Source organism: Sorangium sp. So ce1153 (assembly GCF_051521595.1).
Taxonomy (GTDB): Bacteria; Myxococcota_A; Polyangia; order Polyangiales; family Polyangiaceae; genus Sorangium.
Window position 1 is genome coordinate 6,696,471 of the sequence record NZ_CP150361.1, and the last position, 26,030, is coordinate 6,722,500.

The window sequence follows — 26,030 nt, forward strand, 5'->3', positions numbered from 1 at the left end:
GGGCCGCGACGATAGCAGGGGAACGGGGCGGAATGGCAAGCGCCCGCAGGGGCCCTCGGGCCGCGCCGCCGCGCCGTCTCGTGGACGCTCGTCCGGGGCTCCTCCGCGAGGAGGGCGCGCGTCCGGCGTTCATTCGGCGTTCATTTCACCCTGACGCTCTGGATCGGGTAGCGCTCCGCGAGCGGCACGAGCACGCGCTCGACGAGCTCGCGGACGCGCGCGTAGCGCTGGTGGTTCGTCGCGGCCGGGTTCCGCTTCGAGTCGACGACGCCGATGCGGATGTCCAGCGTGCGCGCGTCCTCGACGCCCCCGGTGACGAACGCGTCCGGGTGCACCTTGTCGAGCTCGACGTTGAGCTCGGCCGCGTCCGGGGCCGCGCCGGCGAAGGTGACCTCCAGCGCCTCGCCGAGCCCGTTCAGGACGGCGTTGAGGTTCTCCACCGGGAACGGCTGGCGCGCGAGCCACGCGACGACCTCGCGCCGCGCGCCGCGCAGCGCCACGCTGACGACGAGCGCGAACGCGACCGGCGCGAGCACGAGGGCGCCGAGCGCCCGCGCGACCGAGGGGCTCGCGTCGCGGCCGAGCGCTGCGAGGAACGCGAGCAGGAAGACGCCCGAGGCGAGCGACACGAGCGGGGGATCGGTGAGCACGCCCCACCGCGAGGTCGACGCGTTCATCAGCCGGGTGAAGCGGGCCGACACGCTCTGATCGGCGCGCTGCTCCGCGAGGGCGCGCCCCTGGGTCACGTCAGGCATCTCCGGGATCTCCGAGCATGCGCCAGAAGAACAGGCCGACGCCGACGAGGAGCAGCACGCCGGCGACCCAGAACGCGCGCACCGGGCCGAAGCTCAGCGCCTCGCCCGAGCGCTTGATGATGAGGTCGGCCACGGTGAGCACGCACGCGAACACGATGCAGGCGACCGGCAGCGCGAGCTGCTGGAGGAGGCTCGGCCCGGCGAGCGGCTTCGGGTCCGCGGGGCGCGGCCGCACGTCCGCCGGCGGGCGCGCCGTCGGCCGGTACCGGGCCGACGGCATGTCCGACAGCGGGCGCACCGCCGCGGGCGCCATCGAGGTCGCGCGCGGCGCGACGCCGAGCGCCATCTCCATCGGCGGCGCGCTCTCCAGCATGCCGATGCCGCGCGCGCGCGTGCTCGGCGGGACGCTCTCCATCCCGACGCCGCGGGGGAGCGGGCCCACGGGCGTCGACTCCGCGAAGCCGGCGCGCTCGTCCCGGAACGCGCGGCCTTGCGCGCTCCCGGGCGGGCTGTCGGAGACGAGCCCGCCCATGCCTCGACCCATCGCGATCGGCGACGGCGCCTCGGGCAGATCCATCTCGAGCCCGGACGAGTCCGGGGGCGGCGCCGGGCGCACGCTGCTCGCCGGGCCGTCCCGGCGGCCTCCCCTCGGCGAGCGCATCGAGGCCGGGGCCATGTCGAGGTCGATCTCCAGCGACCCGCCGTCGGCCGGCGTGTCGAGCCACACGTGCGCGGCGCGCTTGACCTGCGGGGCCGCGCGCATCGACGACGACGGCGGCGGCGGCGGCACGGAGTACGCGTCCTCGTACGCGGCGGACCGGCCGAACGTGGGCGCGAGCCCGATCGCCGCCTCGAGCTCGGACCAGAAGGTCTCGACGTCCCGCGTGCGATCGCGCGGGCTCACCGCGAGGGCGCGCTCGAACACCGCGTCGACCTCCGGCGGGACGTTGGCGCCTTCGGTCCTCGGCGTGGGCCGGCGCTTCACGTCGAGCGCCGTCCCCATCATGGCCTGCGCCTCGCCCTCGATCACCTGCCGCCCGACCAGCGCCTCGACCATCGTGAGCGCCAGACCCCAGACGTCGGTCCAGGTTCCCGTCTGCCCGAAGCGCTTCGGCGCCCACTGCTCGGGGGCGCCGTACGCCGGGGAGAACGCGTTCAGCGGATCGCCGTTCGTCACCCGGCCCACCGCCTGCTCGGCCAGCGTCTTCGCCTGCGCGATGCCGTAGTCGAGGATCTTGAGGCGCTCCGTCCCCTCCTGCGTCGTGATGAAGATGTTCTCGGGCTTGAGGTCGCGGTGGATGATCGACACCGTGCCCCCCGGGCTCGGGAAGCGGTGCGCGCGCGCGATCGCCTGCGCGATGGGGCGCATCAACTTCATCAGCTTGTGGAGCGGGATCGGCGGCTCCCCCTTGAGCCTCCGCCGGTCGATGACCTTGTCGAGCGACTCGCCCTCCAGCCACTCGAGGGCGAGGAAGGGGACGAACTCCCCTCGCTTCAGGTGCAGCACGTCGACGTGGAGCGGGCGGACGACCTCCGGGATCGACGCCGAGAGCCGGAAGAGCAGCTGGGCCTCCTCGCGGAACTTCTCGAGGAAGAGCTGTCGCTCGCGCGGGGTCTTCGCCTCGGACACCTTCAGGCACTTCAAGGCGACCGGCGCGCGGAACCCGGCGTGGAGGGCGCGGTACACCACGCCGAATCCCCCCTCCGCGACCACCTGCTCGACGTGGAAATTACCCGCCTGCGTGGTCCCGACGATGCCGAAGACGTCGTCCGCCATGCTCCCTGAGCCATAGCGCACGGGGCCGCTGGACCGAAGGGCGAAACCGAATTTTCCTGTTCGATTGTGCCAGCGTCACAACGCGCGGGGCGCCGAGGTGACCAGATGAGCGTGAAGGACGGAGGGCGGAGAAGCGAGCGAGGCGGGCGGCTGGACGTGACGCGGAGGGGTGCGCCGGCGTGGCCGCGGGGCGGTTCCGCTCCGGGGGCTCAGCTCCGGAGGCTCAGCTCCCGAGGTGCGAGGAGGCGTCGCGGCGGGACTTGTCTTCCTCCTGGAGGATCGAGAAGACCAGCCCGGCGCCGATGATCGGGAGCAGCCAGACGAGCTGTGCCTGGTAGACCTTCTGCTTGGGCTCGTAGACGCGGCTTCGAAAGACGCGAACGGTGACGTAGATCTGAAAAGCAAGGAGCGCCGCGAGCGCGGTGCCGACGAGAATATCGAAGGGCGTCATGGCTGGGTGCGCACCAGCCTAGCCATGAAGGGCTGCCCCGCAAGCCGCGGGAGGTTGCCGTGTACGTTCGTCCGGGTCGCGCCGGACGAACGCGGGGTCGCCAGGGGATCGGTCGGCCCGGTCCACAGGCTGCGCGGTGCGCGAACGCCGGGGCATGACAGGGTCTCCATGGATGCCGAGCTGCCCGTGATCGCCCTCCGGCGACCCTGGTCGCATCGCCGCCGCCGCCGAGCGCCTCTCAGCGGCCTCATGAAGTAAGACAGCTTACTCCATTTGCCACCCGGCGGCCCCTCGCCGCATTCCAGCTCGCGCCGAGCGCCTCTTGGCGGCCCCAAAAAGTAAGACAAATTACTTCATCTGCCGCACGACGGCTCCTCGCTGCATTCCAGCTCGCGCCGAGCGCCTCTCGGCGGCGTTCTAAAGTAAGACAACTTACTTCGATCGCCGCACAGCGGCCCCTCGCCGCATTTCAACTTGCGCCGAGCGCCTCTCGGCGGCGTTCTAAAGTAAGACAACTTACTTCGATCGCCGCACAGCGGCCCCTCGCCGCATTTCAACTTGCGCCGAGCGCCTCTCGGCGGCGGTCTAAAGCAAGACAACTTACCCCAGTCGACGCACGGTGGCCTCTCGATGCGTTCGGACTCGAGTCGAGCGCCGCCCAGCAGCGCTTCGAAGCAAGGCAACTTACCGCGATCGCAGCGCGGCGGCCTCTGGCCGCATTCCAGCTCGCGCCGAGCGCAACTACGGCTCGTTTGCCTGACGCAGCCCGGAGACTTGGAGATCACGATAGCGGTGACAACGGCCAACTCTGCACGTTATACCGCACAGTGCGCCGGGGGCGAGCGCCGAGGACCCAAGATACGAATGCGAAGGGTTGTCCGCCGGATCCAGCAGCACCACGGCCTTCTGGGCTGAGCCCGCTGCCAGGCCCAAACGTTCCAGGGGTCCGCCCGCGACTTGCCGACTTCGGTGCAGCTCTCGCACAGCTCTCGGATGGCCGCATCACCCCAGGCGGACAACCGTGAAATCACCTCAGGCGGACAACCGTGGATCAGATTGCAGATGGAAGGATACCGGGAGACAGCTCACTGGCTCGAGCGTCCCCTCCAGTACCCCGGTCGCCGCTTCGCGTGAGCGAACGCGACGATCTGGATCCCAGCGCCTTCTGCCGTGAAGAACACGACGAAAGGGAAACGGCGCAGAACATATTTTCGATAAGGATATCCAGCCTGCCATCGTGGCGATGACTCCGGCGCCTCGGCGATCGCTTCGAGGGCCACCTCGACGGCTCTCACGAACTCGATCCCGAGCCCAGGACGGCGCCGCTCATACCAGCCCGCAGCCTCGTCCAGCTCCGCCTGCGCGTCGACGCGAACGAGGATCGGCCGGGTCAACGAGCGCCCAGTCGCGCGAGCACCCGCGCGCGAACCTCGGCCCACGCGTCCCCCGCGCTCCCCCCATCGCGCACCGCCTGCTCCCTGCGCTCGAGCTCCTCGAGCCACGCGGCGTTCCAGGCGTCGTCGTGCGGCTCCTCGACGCTGGCTAGCAGCTCGGACGCGAGCCTGAGGCGTTCTCCTTCGGGAAGGGACAGAGCGGCAGCGAGGATGTCCTGGGTGGGATGAGCCATGGGTGTCCAGCGTACCCCGGGTCGCGCCGCAGAGCGACCCGTCGAGCCAACCCGGGCTAGCTCAGCGCGGGGCGAGAAATCCCGGCTGAGCTCCGGAAACGCCGTACTAGAGTGCGCCGGTGCCTCGACCTCGACCCGGCCTCCGCGCCCGGCGCACCACGACGCCGGCCCCTCCTGGCCCCCGGCGCGGCCGCGCCCTGCTCGCCGGCGCCGCGCTCGCCGGCGCCGCGGCGTGGATCGCGGCGGCGTGCTCCACGCCGTCGTCCGGGGTCGACGGCGGCGACCTGCTCGGCGTCTTCGAGCGGGACGCCGGCGCCGGCGCAGCCGCTGCCGACGGCGGACAGCCGCGAGCGGCCGCGGGTCGACAGGACGCAGGCGCCCGCGCGGCCAGCTCGACGACCGCCGCTCAGCCGGCGAAGCCGCCCGAGGCGCGCCCGCCCAGCGAGGGGAGCTGCGTCCCCGAGCAGGGACGCCCAGGGCGCGAGCTCCGCAAGACGCTCGGCCGGCCGCCCTGCCGCGGGGCCCAGGTGCTCGAGGCGCGCGACGCGGAGGGGTCGCCCCGCTACGCCTGCGTGATCGCGCCGAGCGGCGTGGAGACGCGCGCGCCGCTGCCGCTCATCGTCTTCTTCCACGCCGACGGCGACGACCCGACCAGCGTCGACAAGGAGACCGGCCTGCGGAAGCTCGGCGCGACGTGGAACCTCACCGGCGACCCCGCGCACGCGGGCTTCATCGTGCTCGCGCCCCAGGGCCGCGCCTTCAAGAGCCCGACCCAGGCCGAGCGCGAGCGCGGCACGAAGACCTACACGGCGGTCGCACCGTTCGACGCCGAGTTCACCGGCGACGGCAACGTCGACGTCGCGACCGCCGACGCGTTCGTCGACCAGCTGCTCCAGCAGAAGCTCGTCGACCGGCGGCGCATCTACGCGCTCGGCGCCTCCTACGGCGGCCACATGGCCGCGACCTACGCGATGATGCGCGCGGACCGCGTCGCCGCGTTCGCGACCTTCGGCAGCGACGCCCCGCCGGCCAGCTGGGCGTGCCCCGGCCCTCCCCCGCCCGCGATGGCGATGTACCGCGCCTGCGACGACGTGTTCCCGTGTGAGTCCGTCGAGCGGTGGCTGCGCGCGCGCGACGCGCTCACCGCGCACACCTCGTTCCTGCGCCTCGACGAGGCGAACCGGGACGAGCCCCACTGCGCCCTGAGGAACCGCTGCTCCGCCAAGAAGGGCGCGATCAACCACGCGCGCTGGCCGAAGTCGCGCGAGACCGACCTGCTCCGCTTCTTCGCGGGGCACACCCTGGCCATCGGCGCGGACGCCGCCAGCACGACGGCTGAGACCGGCGGACGCACACCGAACCCGCGCTGAAGAACGCTGACGTCAGAAGCGCACGCTCACGCTGCTCAACACACGTCGTCGCCGGGCTTCGTTGCACGTCCACACCGCAAGCGTCGCGTCGCAGCGTTGAGCGGACCCGTCGTGTTGTCGTAGTGTTGCTCCCCGATGTCCTCTCAGGTCCAGACCATTCTCACCCCGCTGCCCGTCGGCATGTCCATCCCCGCCGGCACGCTCCGCGCCGAGATGGATTCGCGCCGCGCGACCGGTCGTCGCTTCGATATCCGCGAGGCGATCGGCCTCGTGGTGCCGCTCTGCACGCAGCTCCACGATCTGCACGCGCAGGGGCGGAAGATGTTCGTGCACCCCTCATCCCTCGGCTACGGCGCGGGCGGCGAGCTCCGGCTCGTCGACGAGCTCGCGCACGCCGCCCCGCTCCTGCCGCGCGACCGCGCCTGCCTCGCGCCCGAAGAGCGCAAGGGCGGCGAGGGCGACTCGCGCGCGACCGTCTTCGCGATCGGGGCCATCCTCTACGAGCTGCTCACGAACAGCAGCGTCGGCCCGGGGATGCGGCGGCCGGCGGACGTGGTCCCCGACCTGCCGCCCGCCCTGGAAACCGTGCTCGGCAAGTCGCTCGTCGCCGATCCGAAGCACCGCCCGGCGGATCTCGCCGCCCTGGCGCAGGCGCTCTATCAGATCGTCCCGACCGCCTCGGAGCAGCCGCCGAGCGCCGACACGTCGCACCTGGACGGCGACGGCGACTTCGAGGTCGACATCAACCTCTCGATGATGCCCCCGACCGGCCACGGCGAGGAGGCCCGCGTCCCGTCGGCGCCGTCGCTGCCGAAGATCCAGGCGGTGACCGGCGACGGGCCGTTCGCGGTCGCCATCCCGGTGGCCCAGCCGCAGCGGCTGCGCGGCGACGATCCGACCCGCAAGCTCGCGGATCTCAAGGCCGCGCTCGAGTCCGACCCGCGGCCACGGTACGCCGTCATCAAGGACGGCATGGACCACGGGCCGTTCTCCTCGGTGGAGCTGCTCCAGCAGATCGCCTCCGGCACGTTCACGGGCGTCGAGGTGCTGCGCGACACGTTCTCCGGGGAAGAGCGCGCCATCCAGGACTGGGAGGAGTTCGCCCCGTTCGCCGAGCAGGCGAAGCTGAACCGGGACATCGTGCAGGAGAAGCGCGCGCTCGACGCGGTGGTCTCCGCAGAGAAGCAGGGCACGCAGTACAAGGCGCTGCTCGGGATGGCGCTGATGGGCGTCATCCTCGCCGCGGGCGCGGGCTGGTGGTACCGCGAGCGCAGTCACAAGAAGGAGCGGGAGCTCGCGGTGCAGGGCGCGACCGACCGCGTCGCGATCGAGGTCGACGCTGGCCTCGGGAGCGGCGCCAAGGCGGCGCGCGCAGGCGGGGCGCGTCCGAGCGGGGGCGGCAGCTACCCGACGCTCGGCGGCGGCCTGAGCTGCGAGGCGGCGCAGGCGCGCTACGTCGAGGAGTACAAGCTCGGCAACAACGGTCCGGCCGACCTCACCGCCGGCGCCTACGGCAACGTGCTGAACCGCGGCTCGTACCTGAACGCGTGCGGGGTGCCGTCGAACATGGAGGTGAACGTCTGCGCGGCCGTGCAGAACGGCCGCGCCGTCGGGGTCACCGTCACGACGAGCCCGTCGAACCCGGGCATCGCGTCGTGCATCTCGGGGCAGATCCGCGGGATGTCGTTCCCGTCGCACCCGCGGCTCGACGTCGCCCGGACGACGTTCAAGTAAAGCGGAGCCATGTCACGGGGGCGCGCGCCCCCTCCCCGGCGACCGTGTCGACGCGACCGATGATCCAGATCGAGCAGCTGACGAAGAGCTTCGGGGGGATGCCCGTCCTCCGGGGCGTGGACCTCGACGTGCCGGCGGGCTGCCTCTACGGGCTGATCGGGCCGGGCGCCTCGGGCAAGAGCGTGCTGCTCAAGATGATCACCGGGCTCCTGCGGCCGGATCGCGGGCGCGTGGTCGTCGACGGGAAGGACGTGCACGCGCTCAGCGAGATCGAGCTCCAGACGTTCCGCCTCCGGTTCGGGATGCTGTTCCAGAACAACGCGCTGTTCGACTACATGACCGTGGGGGAGAACATCGCGTTCCCGCTGCGGCGCCTCTACGACCTGAGCGAGGAGGAGATCGAGGAGCGCGTCGCGGAGCGGCTCCGCGTCGTGTCGCTGGCGGGCTTCGAGGACCGGACGCCGGCGGGGCTGTCCGGCGGCCAGAAGAAGCGCGTCGGCGTCGCCCGCGCCACGATCGCGCGCGGCGAGATCGTCCTCTACGACGAGCCCGCGGCCGGCCTCGACCCGGTGACGTCGCAGCGCATCTTCGATCTGCTCCGCGCCGAGCAGCGGGCGATGAAGGCGACCGTGGTGATGGTCTCGAGCGACCTCGATCGGCTGCTCACGGTCACCGACCGGGTCGGGATGCTCTACAGAGGCCGGCTCATCTTCGACGGCACCACCGAGGAGGCGAAGGCGAGCGACGATCCGCGCGTGAGGCAGTTCGTCCACGGGCTCACCGAAGGACCGCTCTGAGCGGCCCTCAGCTGCATGGGACGGCGTCCCCGCGAGAGGAGCTGCCAGGAGGGGCGGAGGGGAGCTCCTGAGGGCTCCTGGCGTCCTCGGTGTTGCCGACGAAGAGAGAGATAGAGATTAACCGCCAAGAACGCCAAGAACGCCAAGAGAGAAGAGATTTTCTGGGTTGTTCTGACGTCCTCGGTGTTGCCGAGGGAGATGGCGAATAGCCGCTAGAAACGCCAAGAGAACAAAGATTCTTTGTTCTCTTGGCGTCCTTGGCGTCCTTGGCGTCCTTGGCGTCCTTGGCGGTTCAATCTTCTCTTCTGTTGTCCTCTCCGCGTCCCGCCGGCGCGACCGGGCCCTCGCCCGTGAAGTGGAACCACTGCGTCGGGTGGGCCCGGAGGAAGCGCTCCATCGCGCCCATCATCGCCGCGGCGGCCCTGTCCCGCTCCTCCTCGGTCGCGCGGCGGGGGAGCCAGATCGCCGGCGAGACGACGGCCTCGTACTCGAGGAAGCCGAGGCGGTGCGTGAACACCGGCAGGATCGGCGCACCGCTGATCGCGGCGAGCGCGATCGGGCCCTCGGGGGCGCGCCAGCGGGCGCCGAGGAACGCGACCTCGCGGCTGCGCATCCCGGGCGGCACGCGGTCGATCTGCATCGCGACGGCGCCGCCGCGCCGCAGGTGGTTGAGCAGCGGCAGCGCGTCGAGCGGCCCGTCGCCGATGTGGACCACCTGCACGCCGGCGCGCTGCCGCGCCGCGTCCTGGATGGCGCGCGCCTCGGCGTCCCGCTCCCGCTGCATCGCCAGCATGACGCCCTCCGGGTGCACCACGCCGAGGATCTGACCGGCGATGTCCCAGCCGCCCGTGTGCGCCGTGACGATGATCACCCCCCGGCCCGCCGCAGCGCACGCGTGGTAGTGCTCGACGCCCCGGGAACGCCTCGCCACCGTGTAACCGCGGCCGCTCGCGAGCAGGAGCGCCTCGGTGATGCAGCTCCCGTAGGTGGCGAACACCGCGGCGCTGTCGAGCATGTCGGCGACGCGCGACCGCGGCCCGCGCACCCGGCGGAGGTTCTGCTCGACCCGCCGGCGCACCTCGGGGAGCGCGGCCGCGAAGAACACACCGAAGAAGGGAGGGCTGTGGCGCACCCAGGGCTCCGGCCCGCGCGTGACGCCCGCGGTGAGGGCGCGACGCCAGAAGGCCGAGTCATGTCGTAGTCCGGAGAGGAGCGCGCCGAGCGTGCCAGGCATGAGGCAGCTTATCTAGCGCAAACATAACGGCCGAGGGAGAGAGTTCGACCGGAGACGTCGCGGCGCCGCGGACAGCCTCGCCGAGGGCTCGCCGTGGCGCGGCGCGCGCGGCCGCATCGCGGGACGACGCGGGACGACGCGGGACGACGCGGGACGACGCGGGACGACGCGGGACGACGCGGGAGCGCGCCGGTCCGCCGGTCGAGCGGCCGTTCCAGGCATCGGGCGCGCGGCGCCGGCCTCGATTGCCCTCCTCAGCGCGTCCAAGGCGATCTCGCGAGGGGCCCAGTTCATCCCCACGGGAACGAATGGCCCTTTCCAGGCGGCGCCTTACCGACAAAACAGGTTCTTGTCGTGCAAGCTGTTTTGATACAAGGCACCTTGGCAAGGGGGGCTTTCAACATGAATATCCTGCTCGTCGATGATCAGCACGTCGTACGGGAGGCGCTGGCGCACGCGCTCGGGTCACAGCCAGGGGTGGGCGAGGTCGTTCAGGCCGGAAGCGGGCGCGAGGCGCTCCGGGCGCAGGAGCTCCGCCGCTGTGAGGTGGCGGTCATCGAGCTCTGCCTCGCGGACCGCAGCGGCATCGAGCTCATCCGGGAGCTCAAGGAGATCTCGGAGCTCCGCATCGTGGTGCTCTCGATGCACCGGGACGAGTTCCGGGTCGCCGAGGCGATGCGGGCCGGCGCGGATGGATACCTGTCCAAGCAGAGCCGGCTCGCCGACCTCGTGGAGGCGCTGCGCACCGTCGTCCGGGGGCGAACGGCCGTGTCGCCGGACGTGAGCGCGGCGATGGTGCGCGCGCTCCAGCGGCGCGACGCGGCCGCGCGCGGCGACATGGTCGCGTCGCTGAGCGACAGGGAGCGGCAGGTGCTCCGTCTCCTCGCGATGGGCCACTCGGCCAAGGAGGTCGCCGCGCAGCTCTCGATCAGCGTGAAGACCGTCGAGACCCACCGGGCGCGCCTCTGCGCGAAGGTGGCGACGCACAGCGTGGCCGACCTGACCCGGCTCGCGGTGCGCTCGGGCCTCGTCGAGGCCTAGGCTCTCCCGGCATCGCCGCGCCGGGCGAGCGGCGAGCGCCCGGCGCGCCGCGGGCGCTCGCTCACGCCGCACCTCGCGCGGCGCCCCGGCGGCTCACGCCGCTGCGGTCGCCGCCCGCGGCGCCGCCCGCAGCGCCGGCAGCGCCTTGCCGATCAGCGCCGAGCCGGCCGCGAACCCCGAGAGCGTGAGTCGCATCCGGAGCACGTCCAGCATCCCGTGGCGGTGGAGCAGGGTGAGCGTGCTGCGCACGTCTCTGCGGCGAACACGCAGCTTCTCGACGAGCGTCTCGAGGGTCTCGACACGTCCTTCACGCTGGGCAATGGCGAGCGCCTGCAGGAGAGTTGCGGCTACAATTTTCTTGTCCATGAGAGCACCCTAGGAAGGGCGCACTCGAAGTGCCCAGTTTTCGGCGACGATTTTTTGTGCATGGAGGTCACTCGCCCATGGGGCGACGGGCTCCCCGTACTCTGTTCATCCTGCGCCTGATACCCACCTACGTGCCCACGCGGAGCGCATGGGCACAGTGTGTCCGCGCTGTGGCCATCAGCGGCGATCCCTGCTGGAAGTGGGTGGTGCTGTCATTTGCCCAGAGAGGGTTCACATGAAGGCGGTAAGGCGGGAAGATCATTGAGATTTTCTTCCCGCCTTACCGCCTTCATGTTCAAATGACAGCACTACCTGGAAGTGCGCTCTCGACGGGACGCGAGCACCCCCGGATGGGCGATCGTCCGTCGAGTCCATGCCTCCGATGGCTCAGCGCGTCAGCGGAGCCCTGCGGAGCTCGCCGCACAGCGGAGGAGGAGCGCGCCCGGCCGACGGCTCGGGCGCGCACAATGGATCACGGCGGAGCTAGGGAGTCGTGTAGCTCGCGGTGAGCTGATAGGTGCTGGCCGTGTAGCCGCTCACCGCGATGAAGGCCTGCGTCTGCCCGGAGGGGACGGTCAGATTGCACGACTCCGTCGCGTTGCTGGTGTACGGGCGGCAGTGGTACGCGCTCGTCGTGGGCGCCGCCCCGAACCTCAGGTAGAGGTCGGGATCGCCCGTGCCGGTCATGTCGAGCTTGAAGGTGGTGCCCGGAACCACCGAGAGGGGCCCGTGGGCAGCCGCCGCGCCCGCCGCGAGGCTGCCGCTGAAGGTCGCCGACGTGGCCGTGCCGGAGCCACCACCACCGCCGCCGCCGCCGCCGCCGCCGCCGCCGCCGCCGCTCGACCGGGTGTAGGTCACATCCACGTTGTACGTGGCGGCCGTGTACCCGAGGACCTTGACGAACGCCTTGGTCTGCCCGGTCGGCACGTTCAGCGTGCACGTCTCGGACGCGGTGCTGCCCTCGGAGAGGCAGTCGAACACGCTCGTCGTCGGCGCCGTCCCCAGTCTCACGTAAAGGTCGGGGTCGCCCGTGCCGGTCATCACGACCTTGAAGCTCGTCCCCGGGGTGACGTCGAACCCGGCGCTCGGTCCCACGCTCACGAACGAGCGGGCCGCAGCGCTGCCGCTGAAGCTCTCGGTCGTCGTGCCGCCGCCGCCACCAGCACCGCCGCCGCCACCAGCACCGCCGCCGCCACCAGCACCGCCGCCGCCACCAGCGCCGCCGCCGCCACCAGCGCCGCCGCCGCCGCCGCCGCCGGGCAGACCATAGAGAGCCTGGGCGCCCTGGATGTCCTTCGTGGTCAGCGTGAGGTTCCAGCCGGCGGTGCCGTTGCACTGGGGATAGTGCATGACGGACGCCGAGTCGTAGGTGGTCAGCGCGCGCCAGCTGTTGTCTTCGAAGCAGGTGCCGGCCTCGGGCCGCGTGTGCTCGTGGCGGAAGCCGAGCGTGTGCCCGAGCTCGTGCCGCAAGACCCCCTCGAGCGAGGGCAGCTCCGCGCCGAAGGCGCTGCCGTCGATCAGCACGTTGCGCGCCGACCGGCCGTCGTTGGGGAAGAACGCCCGCGCGATGTACATGCCCCCCGAGTTCACCGGCCTCACGTCGAAGACGACGTTGTTGTTGCTGGCCGTGCAGTTCCCGTCGTGGGCGCTCTGGTAGATGTAGTCGACGTCGGCCGCCTGCTCCCAGGCGCCGGTGGCGGCGTTCATGGCCGCCACGACGGCGGCGTGGCGCGCGCCGAAGGTCGTGCTCACGCAGTAGGTGATGTTCTTCTTCTGTGCTGCCGACCAGACCGCATCGCCGCCGCCGCTGGCGCGCTGCACGATGAGGGCGCCGTCGCGCACGTAGGTCTCCCAGAACTCCCGGAGGTGCTTGATGTCGGCGACAGGCGTGTCCCCGTTGACGATGTAAATGCCGGAGTCAGGCTCGCGGAACGCGGCCCTCTCGAACGCCTCGAAGCCCTCCTGGCTGCTGCCGACGGCCTCCGCCGGGTCGTCCTCGATGTCCGCCAGGCAGGCGGCGAGGGGGGACGCGCAGGCGATCATCACCGCGAGCTGGAAATTGACCGGGCCGCAGACACGCGTTCTCACAGAGCGCATTGAAAGCTCCTTCCGATTGAAACGATCCTCTGTTGCTACGAGGAAGTCGGCCGGCCTGGAGGATATCTATCCTGATCCGGACGCAGCGGGATCACCAAATCGCTGTCAATCCGTAAAATAATGAAGTTGTTCGAGCGCGCTCCATCCCTCCAGCGCGGCGGACAGGGTTACCTCAGCAGTCCAATTTTCTCGCGACACGCGATGCGCGCCTCCGCAGGAGCGCAGGTCGGCGCGATGACGCGCGACGACGCGCGACGACGCGCGACGACGCGTGATTGCGCGCGTGCCGACATCCGGTCTGGCCGCGCGCGCAGAACCAGGCACAGTGCGCGAGGTCACGTTGCGCGCGCGGCGCCGGACCCGCCGCGCGCCGCGGTATGCTCGGACGCCCATGCGCGCCGGAGAGATCGTCGGAGACAGGTTCGAGATCGAGGGCGTCGCCGGCGCCGGGGGCATGGGCGACGTGTACCGCGCGCGCGACCGGTGGACCGGCGAGACCGTCGCGGTGAAGGTCCTCCGGAGCTCCGGGGAGATGGAGTCCGGCCGCTTCGCGCGCGAGGTCAGGGCGCTGTCGGCGCTGCAATACCCGGGGATCGTGCGGTACATCGCCGACGGCGTGACGGGCACGCACGAGATGTACCTCGTCATGGAATGGCTCTCGGGCGAGACGCTCTCCCGGCGGCTGAGCCGGTCGGAGCTCACGCTGCCCGAGAGCATGACGCTCGCCGCGCGCATCGCCGCCGCGCTCGGCGTCATCCACCGGGAGGGCGTCGTCCACCGCGACCTGAAGCCGAGCAACATCTTCCTCGCGGGCGGCGCCGTCGAGGGCGTCACCCTGATCGACTTCGGGATCGCGCGCGTGTCCGGCGTCGAGCACCGGCTCACCGCGACGGGCGCCATGCTGGGAACGCCGGGCTACATGGCCCCGGAGCAGGCGCGCGGCGAGCCGGACGTCGACGCGCGCGCGGACGTCTTCTCCCTCGGCTGCGTGCTCTTCAAATGCCTCACCGGGCGCGCGCCGTTCCAGGGGCTCGACCCGCTGTCGGTGGCGCTCAAGATCGTCCTCGAGGACCCGCCGCGGCTCCGCGAGCTCCGCCCGGAGATCCCCGCCGCGCTCGAGGCGCTGGTCACGCAGATGCTCTCGAAGGCGCCGGACCGCCGCCCGAGCGACGGCGACGCGGTGGCGGCGGAGCTCGCCGCGCTGCGCGAGCGCATGCTCGAGTGGCCCAGCGTCTCGTCCGCGGGCGCCCGGTCGCGCGAGATCACGAGCAGCGAGCGGAAGATCGTGAGCCTGATCCTGGCGCGCGAGGCGAGCGCCGAGGCGGGCCCGGCGTCCTCGGCGCAGGAGATGGACCGGCGGGCGCGGGCGCTGCGCGCCGTGGCGGAGCGCTACCGGGGGCAGATCGAGATCCTCGCCGACCAGTCGCCGGTCATCGTGCTCTCCAGCGCCGAGGCCCCCACCGACCTCGCGGCGCGCGCGGCGCGCTGCGCGCTCTCCCTCCGCGCGGTGCTCGGCGGCGCGCCCGTGGCCCTCGTCTCCGGCCGCGCGGAGATCTGGCCCCGCGCGCCCGTGGGCGAGCTGATCGACCGCGCGGTGCTCATGCTCGCCCCGGATCGCGCCCCCGCCAGCGCGGCCCCCCTCCGCGTCGACGAGGTGACGGCGGGCCTCCTCGGCGGCCGGTTCGACGTCGCGCCCGACGGCCCCTGGCAGCACCTGCACGGGGAGCGGGACGACCACCTCGACGCCCCGCCGCTCCTTCTCGGCAAGCCGACGGCGTGCGTGGGCCGCGAGCGGGAGCTCGCGCTGCTCGAGACGGCGTTCGCCCACTGCGTCGAGGAGTCGCTGGCGAGCGCGGCGGTCGTCGTCGGGCCGGCCGGCTCGGGCAAATCGCGGCTGCGCTACGAGCTGCTCCAGCGGCTCCGCGCCCGCAGCGAGGGCGCGCAGGTCTGGATCGGGCGCGGCGACCCCATGCGCGCCGGCTCCGCCTTCGGGCTGCTCGCGCAGGCGCTGCGGCGCGCCATCGGCCTGCTCGACGACGAGCCGCTCGAGGCGCGGCTGCAGAAGCTCAGGGCGCGCGCAGCGCAGCGCGGCGCCGGCGACGGCGGCCGCGTGGCCGCGTTCCTCGGGGAGATCGTGGGCGCGCGGTTCTCGGACGACGAGGGCGCGCAGCTCCGGGCGGCGCGGCGCAACCCGGTGCTCATGAACGACCAGCTCCGCGCCGCCTGGGAGGACTTCCTCCGCGCCGAGTGCGCGCGCGCGCCCGTGATCCTCGTGCTCGAGGACATGCAGTGGGGCGACCTGCCCACGGTGACGCTCGTGGACGGGGCGCTGCGCAACCTCCGGGATCTGCCGCTCTTCGTGCTGGCGTTCGGCCGGCCGGAGGTCCACGAGACGTTCCGCGACCTGTGGACGAGCCGCGGCGCGCTGGAGGTGCGCCTCGCGGGGCTGACGCGCCGGGCGAGCGAGCGGCTCGTGCGCCAGGCGCTCGGCCAGGAGGCGGGCGACGAGCTCGTGAGCGCGCTCGTCGAGCGCGCGGACGGCAACGCGTTCTACCTCGAAGAGCAGGTCCGCGCGGTGGCGGAGGGCAAGGGCGCGAGCGTGCCCGAGACGGTGCTCGTGATGGTGCAGGCGCGCCTCGAGGCGCTCGACCTCGAGGAGCGGCGCGCGCTGCGGGCGGCGAGCGTCTTCGGCGAGACGTTCTGGCGGGGCGGCGTGGCCGCGCTCCTCGGCGGCGCGGACGCGGCGCGGCCGCTGGAGACGCTCGAGAAGCGCGAGCTCATCGTGCGCGGGCGCGGCGAGAGCCTCGCCGGCGAGACCGAGTACACCTTCCGGCACGCGCTCATCCGGGACGCGGCGTACGGGATGCTGACGGCGCGCGATCGGGAGCTCGGCCACTGGCTCGCGGGCGAGTGGCTGGAGCGCGCGGGCGAGGGCGACGCGGCGCTGCTCGCGGAGCACTTCGAGCGCGGCGCGGACCCGGCGTGGGCCGCCGTCTGGTACCAGCGCGCCGCGGAGCAGGCGCTCCGGGGCAACGACCTGATCGCCGCGCTCGACCTCGCCGAGCGCGGCGTCCGGTGCGGCGCCGCGGGGGAGCTGCTCGGCGCGCTGCGCCTCGTGCAGGCCGAGGCCCACCTCTGGCGGGGCGAGTTCGCGGCCGGCGAGCAGCGCGGCGTCGAGGCGGCGGAGCACCTCCGCCGCGGGTCCACGATGTGGTTCCGCGCGGTGCACCAGGCCGCTGTCGCGGCGGGCAAGCAGGGGAAGTTCGACCGCGTCGCGCGCTGGGCCGAGGCGGCGAGCGGCGAGCCGCCCGGCGAGGGGGCCGGGAGCGCGCGGCTCGGGTGCCTGGCGGAGTGCGCCGGCTTCGTGGCCTTCGGCGGCGACTACGCGGCGTCCAACGCGCTGCTCGAGGAGCTCGACGCGGCGCTCAGCGACGAGAGCGCGCCGGACCCCGAGCTGCTCGGGAAGCTGTGCTACGCGCGCTCGGTGCGCCTGCTGGCCAGCGGCAGCCTCGGCGACTGCCTCGAGGCAACGGTGATGTCGCTCGACGCGTTCGAGCGCGCCGGCGACCGGCGCAACGCGTGCGTCGCGCGGAGCAACCTCGGCTTCTTCTACGCGGAGCTCGGCGACTTCGAGCGCGCCGAGCAGGCGCTGCGCGCCGCCATGGCCGACGCGCAGCGCATGGGGCTGCACGATCCGGCGATGCTCGCCCAGGCCAACCTCGGCCACGTGCTCGCCTGCCGCGGTCAGCTGGAGGAGGCCGACCGGGCGCTCCGGCACGTGCTCGAGCAGGAGGAGCGGCAAGGCGACCCGCGCGCGGTAGGCACGTCGCGGACCTACCTCGCCGAGGCGGCGCTCCTCGCCGGCGATCACGGCCGGGCCGAGCGCGAGGCGCGCGCGGCCGCCGCGGCGCTCGACGCCGCGCCGCCCCTGCGCGCCGCGGCGCTGGCGGCGCTGGCGCAGGCGCTGCTCGGCCTGGGGCGCGCCGGCGAGGCGCTCGCCGCGGCCGCCGAGGCGATGTCGCTGCTCGAGTCGCTGGGCGCCGTGGAGGAGGGCGAGTCCCTGGTCCGCCTCGCCTACGCCGAGTCGCTCGCCGCGAGCGGCAAGCCGGCCGAGGCGAGGGCGGCGATCGCCGCGGCGCGCGAGCGCCTGCTCGACCGGGCCGCCAGGGTCGGCGGCCCCGCGTTTCGCGAGCGTTTCCTGGCCCGCCGCGAGAACGCGCGGACGCTCGCTCTCGCGGAAGCGTGGACTAACGAGCCGCCGTGAGGCGCCGTGACGGCCGCCGTGAGGCGCTCACAGCTTGCCCCTGACGTAGGCGCGCTGGAGCGTGAGCCGGGGGGGGCCGGCCGAGACCTCGAACGCTTCCGGTCGGCCGTCCGGAGCGAGGTTGCCCACGAGGCGCATGGTGCTCATGGACACAGTGACGGCGCCCGAGGCGTCGCGGAGATACTGCACGTCGACGGGCTTCGTCGGGTCGACGCCGGGCAAGTACTCCTGCTGCTTGAGATCGAAGCCGCCCTTCTTCTTGAGGAGCCGCGCGAGCTCCGAGGCGGTGGCGACCGGCGAGGCGAGCCACGCCTTGGCCGAGGGGGTGAACGTCCCCTGGACCTTCTTGCCCTCGACCTCTCCCGTGTACTCGTATTGATGATTCGTCTTCTGCGACAGCTCGATCCGGTGGTTCGTCTTGCCGCCCGACGTCTCGATCCAGACACCGCCCTTGAGGCGCCCCTGAGGGTCGATGAGCACGTTCGACGCATCGTCCTCGGTGTGCAGCGTTCTGGGATCTCGCGGCAGGAGGGTGGCCGAGCGCGCGAGCCACCGCCGCTCGCCGTTCTCGTCCTTGAACAGATCGCTTGTCTCGAAGCCGACAGGGACCTTGTCGAGGCGCAGGATCACCGTGTCCGTGTACTCTGGCTTCGGCGCGGCGCTCTTCGACTCGAACGAGTCGAAGAGGCCCTTGGCGAGCCGCTCGAACGTGCGGACATACCCGACCTCGTCGTGCAGGCAGGCGATGGGGTGCGCCTTGTCGGCGTGCAGCGCGATCTTCAGCAGGCCAGCCGCCTTCCCGGCGGCGGTCGGGACGAGGTAACGGGCCTCGACGAACACCGCGGGGCTCTCCCGGTGCACGCTGATCTCCCAGGGCACGACGCGAGAGACCTCCACCTTCTCGGGGTCGAGGAGCTCGATGAAATTCCTTATCACCTCGCCCGAGTCGAGCATCGTGTTGTAGACGAAGCACTCGACCTGGTTGTCCGTGCCGAGGGGGATCGCTATCGCGACCAGCTTCTCCTTCTGCTCGATCTTCGGCTCCCCTGCCCCGAACGCGCGCGCCGACCAGTCCGCGGCGCGGATCTCGCGGGCGGGCAGCTCGTCGGCCTCGCGGGCGAGCGCCTTCTCGAGGTCGAAAGGCTCCTTCGCCGCGGGCGCGGGGCCAGGCTGAGGGCTCTCCGCGGGAGCAGCGCCGGTGGAGGAGCCGCCGCAGCCGGCGAGGAGCGCCAGCGACAGCACGACCGGGCCCGCGCCGCGCGAAGGCTCCGTGGAGCGGCCGCGCGCGCGGTGAGGCGAGGATGTCGTATGCGGTGAGAAGAGCCGGCCGTCGTCGAGCCGAGCCCCCGGAATCGGAAGCGCCATCGTGGATCTCCTGCCGTGCGTCACCCCCGGCCCGGGAGCGTCCCTCCTCGGGCTCAGGGCGCTGAGCGTGATGATGCAGTGCAACAAGAACGGCAGCGGGTCGTGATGTCAAGACGCGACGCGCCAGCACGACAGCCCACCCCCGCCCGACGCCCCTGTCAAGGAGCGCTGCGGCCCACCTGACTCGAAACCATCTCATTGGAAATCAACAGCCTCACGACAATCCAACCGAGGACGAGGCGCGCGTGACGAGGCGGCGCGCGACGTGCGCGACGTGCGCGACGTGCGCGACGTCAGAGATCGCCGGACGCTCGATCGCAAGATCCCGCGGCCGCTCGGGCGATACCCGAGGAGTCCATCATGAACCCATGTGTCACGCGGTGATGACAGGTCATCTCGCGAGTTCGATCGGTGGCGAGGAGCGACAGCCGATCATCGCAGCACGGAGATCGGGAGGCGCGCCGCGAGCCTGTCACGGCTGAGCCCGCACAAGTTGGGGCGCCCACGCACGGCCGCACGCACAGTGAGGCAAATTGCCGCATCGGACCCTGGAGGGGACATGCCGGGTGACCAGGTGGTCATCAATTGTCCGGCCTCAACGCATCGTTGGATTCGTCCGAGCTCTCCCGTCTGGCACCCCCGTTGCAGCACCGTCCGGCGTCGCCGGCACCGCCGGCGCGATGTGGCTAAGCAGCAGGTAGTCACGGTCGTCGAGTGACGTTCACGATGCACATCAATCCGAGGAGTGGATCCATGGGACAGAGCAGCGAGAGCAAGCGGGGCTTCGCGGCGATGAACGCGGAGCAGCAGCGCCAGATCGCGAGCCAGGGCGGCAAGGCGGCTCATGAAAAGGGCACGGCGCACGAGTTCACGTCCGAAGAAGCACGCGCGGCGGGCCGCAAGGGCGGCGAGGTCGTCAGCCAGAACCGTGAGCACATGGCCTCCATCGGGCGCAAGGGCGCCGAGGCGCGGAGCCAGGGGCCGAACGGGAGCCGTCGGGCGAACCGCGGCAGCCATGAGCAGCAGATGAAGCCGAGCGAGCACAGCCACCAGGGCTGAACCCGTCGCAGCGCGCCGCTCGAGGTCCCTCCAGCGCCGCAGAAGCAGGAAGAGCCGCCGAGGAACCACGAAGGGCCATTCCCTTCCTGGCTGCTCGGCGGTCCTTTTTTTTGCGAGGTCCCTCGCGGGATATCGTCTCGCGGTCCAGCGCGAACGGACTCGTGGGATCGGACCGCTGGCTCGGTCGCCGGCGCGGCGCGGGGCAGCGCGCCGGGACCGATCGCGCTGTCCGGCGGACCGGTCGCGCCGTTCCGTCATCCCACGCGGTGAAGCGGCTCCTTCATCCGGCTCCGTCGTCGAGCCCTGCGCCTTCATCGAACATCGCCGCGTCGTCGTCGTCGAGATCGAGGTCGCCGTCGTCCAGAGCGTCGGCCTCGGCCGCGCGCGCTCCGCCCTCGGCCGCGCGTATATCGCCGCCCTCGGCCGCGCCGCGCGGCGACATCCGCCAGCCGCCCGCCGGAGGTCCGGCCGGCCAGGAGCGCAGACCGGGCGGCGGCTTGAAGCCATCGACCTCGTCCTCGGGCCCGTCGCGCCCCGCCGCCGCGGCGCGGCGAGCCCAGTCGGGCGCGTTCCCGGGCAGCTGCCGCGGGCGCCACGGAGCCCGCTCGGGCGTGGGCGCGCGCTTGAGGTAGCCGTGCGCCCCGGACGTGAAGCCCACGTCGGCGAGCGCGCGCGCCAGCGGGGAGCTGTGCGCCGGCTCGCCGTCGATCGTGGCCACGAGCACCGCGCGACGACGCCCCTCGCTGACGAGCGCCGCGAGCGCCGCTGCGATCGCCCGGATCGCGTCGCCGCGCTCCGGCTCGGCCTCGGGGAGGAACGTGGTGAGGCTCCGCTCGGTGCGGCCCATCCACGCGAGCAGCCGGCCGTCGTGAAGGATCACGAGGGCGCCGGCGGCCCGCTGCGGGCGCACCGGGCCGCGGACCGCGCCCTCCGGGGCGCCGTCGCCGCGCGCGGCGAGCTCGGGCCAGCGGACCGCGGCGCCCCAGGGGTTCGCCGGATCGGTGGCCGCGAGGACGAGCGTCTGCGGATCGTCGGACGGCTCGCGACAGGCCCGGAGGCGGTCGTCGGCCCCGGGCACCGCGAACTGCGCGGCGCCCAGCCCGGCGACGAAATAGCCGCGCCGCGCCTGACCGGACTCCTCCATGGCGCGGAGCACGTCGTAAACGGCCGAGAAGCCGCCCGCGAGCCCCTCGACCGCCGCCGCCTCGCGCGTGAGCACGCCGTGGCGCTCGAGCAGCGCGCGCGCGAGCGCCGCGCGGCGCTCGGTCTCGCTGGGCGCACCCGCCGTGCCGGGCGCGCCGGAGACGCCGGGCGCGCCCGCGGGAGCTGCAGCCGTGCCGGCCGATGCTGCGGACGCGCCGGCGGACGCTCCTGCGGGCGACAGCAGCGCAGGCGACAGCAGCGACCAGCGCCCTTCGCTGCCCGGCGGGCCGATGCGGCGCGCCCTCAGGGCGGAGAGGCCGCGGCCGGGCGCGGGGCGATCGCGATCGCGCCGCCGGCCGCTCGAGCGGGACTCGCGGCCGAGGGCGCGCAGCGGGGCGAGCGTGTCGTTCGTGACCTCGCCGGCCCACACGAGCTCCCAGAGCGCCGCCAGCAGGTCGGCGCCGAAGGCGCCCGTCTCGCGCGAGAGGTCCGAGAAGAAGAGCGCGCCGCGGCGCGCGAGCGCGGCGCGGATGCCCTCGGCGAGCGGCCCCTCGGCGCGGCCGGGCGGCGGGGCGAGGTACGGATACGCCTCGGCGAGGTAGAGCGCGACGCGACCGTCGCCGTCGCCGACCGGCTCGACGCCGCGCCAGAGGACCTCGCCGGCCGCGCAGAGCGCGTCGAGATCGCCGGGGCGGTAGCCCTCGACGCGCGCGGGGAGGATCTCGGCTTCGAGCGCCGAGGCCGAGAGCGGCGCGCCCTGGAGCTGCTCGAGCGCCGCGATCAGACCGTCGAGCCCTCGCCGGCGGCGGTGCAGGTTGTGCCAGTCGGCGAGGAAGCGGGCGTACGCCTCGGGCGGGACCGGCTCGACCTCGGCGCGCAGCCTGGCGAGCGATCGGCGCTTCAGCGAGCGCAGCACCTCGGCGTCGCAGAACTCCCGGCCGCGGCCGCCGGGGAGGAACTCGCCCTCGACGACGCGGCCCCGCTCGGCGAGCCGCGCGAGCGCGGCCAGGACCGGCGCCGGGCCGAGGCCGAAGCGCCGCGCCACGTCGTCCGCGCGGAACGGGCCGTGCGTGCGCGCGTAGCGGGCGACGAGCTCGCCGAGCGGGTCGGCGGCGGGCTCGAGGAACGCGATCGGCAGCCCTGGCGGCGGCACCACGCCGAAGGCGTCGCGCAGCCGGCCGGCGTCCTCGGCGGCCGCGAGGCGGCGCTCGCCGCCGAGCTGGATCTCGATGGCGCGCCGGTCGCGGACGAGCTCGTCGATCCAGGCGGCGGCGCGCTCGCCGGCGGCCTCGGGCGGGACGTCGGGGCCCGCCGTGCGCCGGGCGATCTCGTCGCGCGTCAGATCGCCGAGCGAGAGCAGGAGATCGTGCAGCTGGTCCTCGTGCTTGAGCGGCGCGCGGCCGTCGAGGCGCTGGAGCGACGCCTCGAGGGCGAGCACGGCGTCCGCGTCGAACAGCTCGCGCAGCTCCGCCTCGCCCAGCAGCTCGCGCAGGCGCGCGTGATCGATGGCGAGCACCTGCGCCCGGCGCTCGGCGAGCGGCAGGTCGCCCTCGTAGATGAAGTTGCCGGCGTAGGCGAAGAGCAGCGTGGCCGCGAACGGGGACGGCGCGCGCACGTCGACCGTGACGACGCGGACCTTGCGGGCCGCGATCTGCCGGAGCAGGTCCTCGAGCGCGGTGAGGTCGAAGACGTCGCGCAGGCACTCGCGGTAGGTCTCGAGCAGGATGGGGAACGAGCCGTAGCGGGAGGCGACGGCGAGCAGATCGGCGGCGCGCTTGCGCTGGGCCCAGAGCGGCGAGCGCTTGCCGGGGAACTTGCGCGGGAGGAGCAGCGCCCGGCCCGCGCACTCGCGGAAGCGCGAGGCGAAGAGGGCGGTGTCGCCGAGGCCCCGGACGAGCAGCTCTTCCACCTCGTCGGCCTGCGGCAGGAGCTGCTTCGCGTCGGGGGGCGACTCGGACTCGGGCAGCCGCAGGACGATGCCGTCGTCGGTCCACACCGTGTCGACGGCCAGGCCGAGCTCGAGGCGGCACTTCTCGGCGATGCAGGTCGACAGCGGGGCGTGCACGCGGCCGCCGAACGGCGACAGGAGGCAGATGCGGTAGTCGCCGACCTCGTCGACGAAGCGCTCCAGGACGATGGCGCGGTCGTTCGGGACCTCGCCGGTGGCCGCGGCCTGGTCGCGCACGTACCGGACGAGGTTCCGCGCCGCGCGCGCGTCGAGCCCCTGCTCGTCGGCGAGCGCGCGCTCGGCCTCGTCGTCGCTCGCGGTCGTGGCGATCCGCCGCGCGAGGGCGCCGATGGAGGCGCCGAGCTCGGCGTTGCGCCCGAGCTGGTCGCCGCGCCAGAACGGCATCTTGCCTGGCTCGCCCGGGGCGGGGACGACGAGGACGCGGTCGTGGGTGATGTCGGTGATGCGCCACGAGGAGGCGCCGAGGAGGAAGACCTCGCCCTCGCGGGCCTCGAAGACCATCTCCTCGTCGAGCTCGCCGACGCGCCGGCCGGGCCGGCTCGCGTCGCCGCCCGTGTCGAGGAAGACGCCGTAGAGGCCGCGGTCGGGGATGGTGCCGGCGTTGACGACGGCGAGCCGCTTCGCGCCCTTGCGCGCGCGCACGGCGCCGCCGACGCGGTCCCAGACGATGCGGGGCCGGAGCTCGGCGAACTCGTCGGAGGGGTAGCGGCCGGAGAGCATGTCGAGCACGCCCTCGAAGCTCGCGCGGGGCAGGTCGGCGAACGGCGCGGCCCGGCGCACGAGCGAGAAGAGCGCGTCGACGTGGAGCGTGTCCATCGACGCGATGGCGACGATCTGCTGGGCGAGGACGTCGAGGGGGTTCCTCGGGTAGAGGGTCGCCTCGACCTTGCCTTCGCGCATGCGGGACGCGGCCGCGGCGCACGCGAGGAGGTCGCCGCGGTGCTTGGGGAAGACGACGCCGCGCGACGTCCCGCCCACCTCGTGGCCGGCGCGGCCGACGCGCTGGAGCCCTGCGGCGACCGAGGGCGGCGCCTCGAGCTGGATGACGAGGTCGACGGCGCCGAGGTCGAGGCCGAGCTCCAGGGACGAGGTGGCGACGATGCACGGCAGGAGGCCCGCCTTGAGCCGCTCCTCGATCTGCTGGCGCTGCTCGCGCGCGATCGAGCCGTGGTGGGCGAGCGCGATCTCGGCGCCGGCTGTGTCGTTGAGGGCCGCGGCGAGCCGCTCGGCGAGCCGCCGGCTGTTCACGAAGATCATCGTGGTGCGGTGGGCGCGGACGAGCTCGACGAGGCGCGGGTGGATGCTTGGCCAGATGGAGCGCTGCGCCGGGTCGGCTGGTCCGGGTGGCGGGCCCTCCCCTGCCCGCGCGACCTCGCCGAGCTTGGTCATGTCCTCGACGGGCACCTCGATGCGGAGCTCCAGGGCTTTCGGGGCGCTCGCGTCGACGATGGTCACCGGCCGCGGCATGAACCGCGCCCCCGCGCCGGCGCCCTCGATCTCGCCGCCGCCGAGCATGCGCGCGACCTCGTCGAGGGGCCGCTGGGTGGCGGACAGGCCGATGCGCTGCATGGGCCGCGTCGCTTGCCGGAGGGCCTCGAGCCGCTCGAGGGACAGGGCGAGGTGCGTGCCGCGCTTCGTCGCGACGAGCGCGTGGATCTCGTCGATGATGACGGTCTCGACGGCGCGCAGCCGGTCCCGCGCCGCGGCGGTGAGCAGCAGGTAGAGCGACTCCGGGGTGGTGATCAGGATGTCCGGCGGTTTCCTGGCGAGCCGCGCGCGGTCTTCGGGCGCTGTGTCGCCGGATCGCACGCCGACCTGGGGGATCCGGTAGGGCAGGCCGAGGCGCTCGGCGGCGGCGGCGATGCCGGCGAGGGGTGCACGCAGGTTCCGTTCGACGTCGATGGCGAGCGCCTTGAGGGGTGACACGTACACGACGCGGCAGCGCTCGGCCGGGTCGGGCTCTGGCGAGGCCATGAGCCGGTCGATGGCTGCGAGGAAGGCGGCGAGCGTCTTGCCGGAGCCCGTGGGGGCGAGCAGCAAGGTGGAGGCGCCGTCGAGGATGGGTGGAAACCCTTGAGTCTGGGCGGGGGTGGGCGCGGAGAACGCGCCGCGGAACCACGCCTGGGTGGCTGGATGGAAGCGGTCGAGCGGGTCGGGGGCTGCGGATCGTTTCTTTGCCATCGGCGCTTGCGCGGCGCGCGGAGTCGGTCCGCGCGGCGTCTCGACCGTGCGTCTGGCTCCGCGAGGTCCCGCCCTGGGCGGGGACTGCGGTTATGCAAGAGCCATCCCTCACGGCGAGACCTGGCGCAACTCGTTCAGGGCGCCCTGATCGGGGCAAAATGCCGCATGGCCAGCGCAGCGGCCTTTGGTCGAGAGGCCGGAACGGGCCGGCGGAAAGAGAGGTGGTTCCGGGCGGACGCGCCGGCGGGTGGGTCCACGCGGCGGGGGCGGGCGGGCGCTGGCCATCCGCCGAGGCGGGGACGGGAGAGCTTACGCATGGAACACCGCCCGGCATGTCTCCCTTCGGGCCATGCCACCTGAGGCGTTCCGTTGCGCGCCACACAAGGCGCGCCTGAAACCTCGAGCCTCCTGGGGCCTCATGGCACCTCGGTCGGTGCTCAGCGCGCCCGCCCGCCCCCGCCGCGTGGACCCACCCGCCGGCGCTACGGCAGTCCGATCCGTTGCTCAGTGCGGCCGCCGCGTGAGCTCGCCTGCCCGCGATCACCCGTTGCAGTCGAGAGCGCCTCGAACCTCCGCGCTCCCGCCGTTTCGATGGACGGTAGGCCGCCTGGGAGGGAGCTCGTCGCGCGGGGCGGGGACGGGCAGATGTTTGAGCGCAATTGACGTCCTGTGTCCGGCGTGCGCAGCACGTCGGGCACAGGACGTCCCACGCGAGTTCTGCCCGTCCCTGCCCCGCGCGACGAGCTCCCTCCCAGGGGGCCGGGCTGCTCGGAATGCCCTCGCCTCGTCAGGCCGTCGCG

Annotated in this window: 16 protein-coding genes; 6 read left to right on the forward strand and 10 right to left on the reverse strand. The window is 73.0% G+C overall.

Annotated elements, in window-relative coordinates:
• Positions 1-140: 140 nt before the first annotated feature.
• From WME85_RS24060 to WME85_RS24080, 5 genes are all read right to left on the reverse strand, one after another.
• On the reverse strand, positions 141-755 hold the full coding sequence (locus tag WME85_RS24060) for a hypothetical protein (protein WP_437841288.1): 615 nt from the start codon (positions 753-755) through the stop codon (positions 141-143).
• A complete protein-coding gene (locus tag WME85_RS24065; protein ID WP_437841290.1) occupies positions 748-2,532 on the reverse strand; it encodes a serine/threonine protein kinase in 1,785 nt (594 codons plus the stop codon). The genes WME85_RS24060 and WME85_RS24065 overlap by 8 nt, the downstream gene beginning before the upstream one ends.
• 223 nt (positions 2,533-2,755) lie before the next feature.
• Entirely contained in the window at positions 2,756-2,983 is a 228-nt protein-coding gene (locus tag WME85_RS24070) for a hypothetical protein (protein WP_061620522.1), read from the reverse strand.
• A 1,085-nt stretch (positions 2,984-4,068) separates the two neighbouring features.
• A complete protein-coding gene (locus WME85_RS24075) occupies positions 4,069-4,485 on the reverse strand; it encodes a type II toxin-antitoxin system RelE/ParE family toxin (protein ID WP_437841292.1) in 417 nt (138 codons plus the stop codon).
• A complete protein-coding gene (locus WME85_RS24080; RefSeq protein ID WP_437311784.1) occupies positions 4,374-4,610 on the reverse strand; it encodes an addiction module protein in 237 nt (78 codons plus the stop codon). Before WME85_RS24080 ends, WME85_RS24075 begins: the two co-directional genes overlap by 112 nt.
• 119 nt (positions 4,611-4,729) lie before the next feature.
• On the opposite strand from WME85_RS24080, the gene WME85_RS24085 reads away from it, so the two are divergent.
• The 3 genes from WME85_RS24085 (at position 4,730) to WME85_RS24095 (ending at position 8,511) form a co-directional block, all read left to right on the forward strand.
• On the forward strand, positions 4,730-5,980 hold the full coding sequence (locus tag WME85_RS24085; RefSeq protein WP_437841294.1) for a prolyl oligopeptidase family serine peptidase: 1,251 nt from the start codon (positions 4,730-4,732) through the stop codon (positions 5,978-5,980).
• A gap of 135 nt (positions 5,981-6,115) precedes the next feature.
• Entirely contained in the window at positions 6,116-7,714 is a 1,599-nt protein-coding gene (locus tag WME85_RS24090) for a hypothetical protein (protein WP_437841296.1), read from the forward strand.
• Positions 7,715-7,773: 59 nt separating this feature from the next.
• A complete protein-coding gene (locus WME85_RS24095) occupies positions 7,774-8,511 on the forward strand; it encodes an ABC transporter ATP-binding protein (protein WP_437311787.1) in 738 nt (245 codons plus the stop codon).
• Between the two features lie 292 nt (positions 8,512-8,803).
• Here the strand turns inward: WME85_RS24095 and WME85_RS24100 are convergent, their stop codons facing one another.
• Positions 8,804-9,745, reverse strand: coding sequence for a lysophospholipid acyltransferase family protein (locus tag WME85_RS24100; RefSeq protein ID WP_437841299.1), 942 nt, complete (start codon positions 9,743-9,745; stop codon positions 8,804-8,806).
• A gap of 402 nt (positions 9,746-10,147) precedes the next feature.
• On the opposite strand from WME85_RS24100, the gene WME85_RS24105 reads away from it, so the two are divergent.
• On the forward strand, positions 10,148-10,786 hold the full coding sequence (locus tag WME85_RS24105; protein WP_437841302.1) for a response regulator transcription factor: 639 nt from the start codon (positions 10,148-10,150) through the stop codon (positions 10,784-10,786).
• A 93-nt stretch (positions 10,787-10,879) separates the two neighbouring features.
• On the opposite strand, the gene WME85_RS24110 is transcribed toward WME85_RS24105, so the two are convergent.
• Positions 10,880-11,152 (reverse strand): hypothetical protein, encoded by a 273-nt coding sequence (locus tag WME85_RS24110; protein ID WP_437841305.1) that lies wholly within the window; start codon positions 11,150-11,152, stop codon positions 10,880-10,882.
• Between the two features lie 483 nt (positions 11,153-11,635).
• Complete coding sequence (locus WME85_RS24115) at positions 11,636-13,249, reverse strand: M57 family metalloprotease (protein ID WP_437841307.1); 1,614 nt, start codon at positions 13,247-13,249, stop codon at positions 11,636-11,638.
• A 391-nt stretch (positions 13,250-13,640) separates the two neighbouring features.
• Between WME85_RS24115 and WME85_RS24120 the strand changes: the two genes are divergently transcribed.
• On the forward strand, positions 13,641-17,513 hold the full coding sequence (locus WME85_RS24120; RefSeq protein WP_437841310.1) for a protein kinase domain-containing protein: 3,873 nt from the start codon (positions 13,641-13,643) through the stop codon (positions 17,511-17,513).
• Between the two features lie 27 nt (positions 17,514-17,540).
• Here the strand turns inward: WME85_RS24120 and WME85_RS24125 are convergent, their stop codons facing one another.
• Positions 17,541-18,878 (reverse strand): hypothetical protein, encoded by a 1,338-nt coding sequence (locus tag WME85_RS24125; RefSeq protein ID WP_437841312.1) that lies wholly within the window; start codon positions 18,876-18,878, stop codon positions 17,541-17,543.
• A 753-nt stretch (positions 18,879-19,631) separates the two neighbouring features.
• On the opposite strand from WME85_RS24125, the gene WME85_RS24130 reads away from it, so the two are divergent.
• Positions 19,632-19,937: a KGG domain-containing protein gene (locus WME85_RS24130; RefSeq protein WP_437311794.1), complete on the forward strand. Its 306-nt coding sequence runs from the start codon at positions 19,632-19,634 to the stop codon at positions 19,935-19,937.
• Positions 19,938-20,217: 280 nt separating this feature from the next.
• Here the strand turns inward: WME85_RS24130 and WME85_RS24135 are convergent, their stop codons facing one another.
• On the reverse strand, positions 20,218-25,230 hold the full coding sequence (locus tag WME85_RS24135; protein ID WP_437841315.1) for an Lhr family helicase: 5,013 nt from the start codon (positions 25,228-25,230) through the stop codon (positions 20,218-20,220).
• Positions 25,231-26,030: the final 800 nt, after the last annotated feature.

Bases quoted from the DNA above. Each gene is read 5' to 3' on its own strand.
- WME85_RS24130 (WP_437311794.1), top strand. From the start codon at position 19,632: ATGGGACAGAGCAGCGAGAGCAAGCGGGGCTTCGCGGCGATGAACGCG.
- WME85_RS24120 (WP_437841310.1), top strand. From the start codon at position 13,641: ATGCGCGCCGGAGAGATCGTCGGAGACAGGTTCGAGATCGAGGGCGTC.
- WME85_RS24095 (WP_437311787.1), top strand. From the start codon at position 7,774: ATGATCCAGATCGAGCAGCTGACGAAGAGCTTCGGGGGGATGCCCGTC.
- WME85_RS24090 (WP_437841296.1), top strand. From the start codon at position 6,116: ATGTCCTCTCAGGTCCAGACCATTCTCACCCCGCTGCCCGTCGGCATG.
- WME85_RS24115 (WP_437841307.1), bottom strand. From the start codon at position 13,249: ATGCGCTCTGTGAGAACGCGTGTCTGCGGCCCGGTCAATTTCCAGCTC.
- WME85_RS24135 (WP_437841315.1), bottom strand. From the start codon at position 25,230: ATGGCAAAGAAACGATCCGCAGCCCCCGACCCGCTCGACCGCTTCCAT.
- WME85_RS24110 (WP_437841305.1), bottom strand. From the start codon at position 11,152: ATGGACAAGAAAATTGTAGCCGCAACTCTCCTGCAGGCGCTCGCCATT.
- WME85_RS24060 (WP_437841288.1), bottom strand. From the start codon at position 755: ATGCCTGACGTGACCCAGGGGCGCGCCCTCGCGGAGCAGCGCGCCGAT.
- WME85_RS24070 (WP_061620522.1), bottom strand. From the start codon at position 2,983: ATGACGCCCTTCGATATTCTCGTCGGCACCGCGCTCGCGGCGCTCCTT.
- WME85_RS24080 (WP_437311784.1), bottom strand. From the start codon at position 4,610: ATGGCTCATCCCACCCAGGACATCCTCGCTGCCGCTCTGTCCCTTCCC.
- WME85_RS24065 (WP_437841290.1), bottom strand. From the start codon at position 2,532: ATGGCGGACGACGTCTTCGGCATCGTCGGGACCACGCAGGCGGGTAAT.
- WME85_RS24105 (WP_437841302.1), top strand. From the start codon at position 10,148: ATGAATATCCTGCTCGTCGATGATCAGCACGTCGTACGGGAGGCGCTG.
- WME85_RS24100 (WP_437841299.1), bottom strand. From the start codon at position 9,745: ATGCCTGGCACGCTCGGCGCGCTCCTCTCCGGACTACGACATGACTCG.
- WME85_RS24125 (WP_437841312.1), bottom strand. From the start codon at position 18,878: ATGGCGCTTCCGATTCCGGGGGCTCGGCTCGACGACGGCCGGCTCTTC.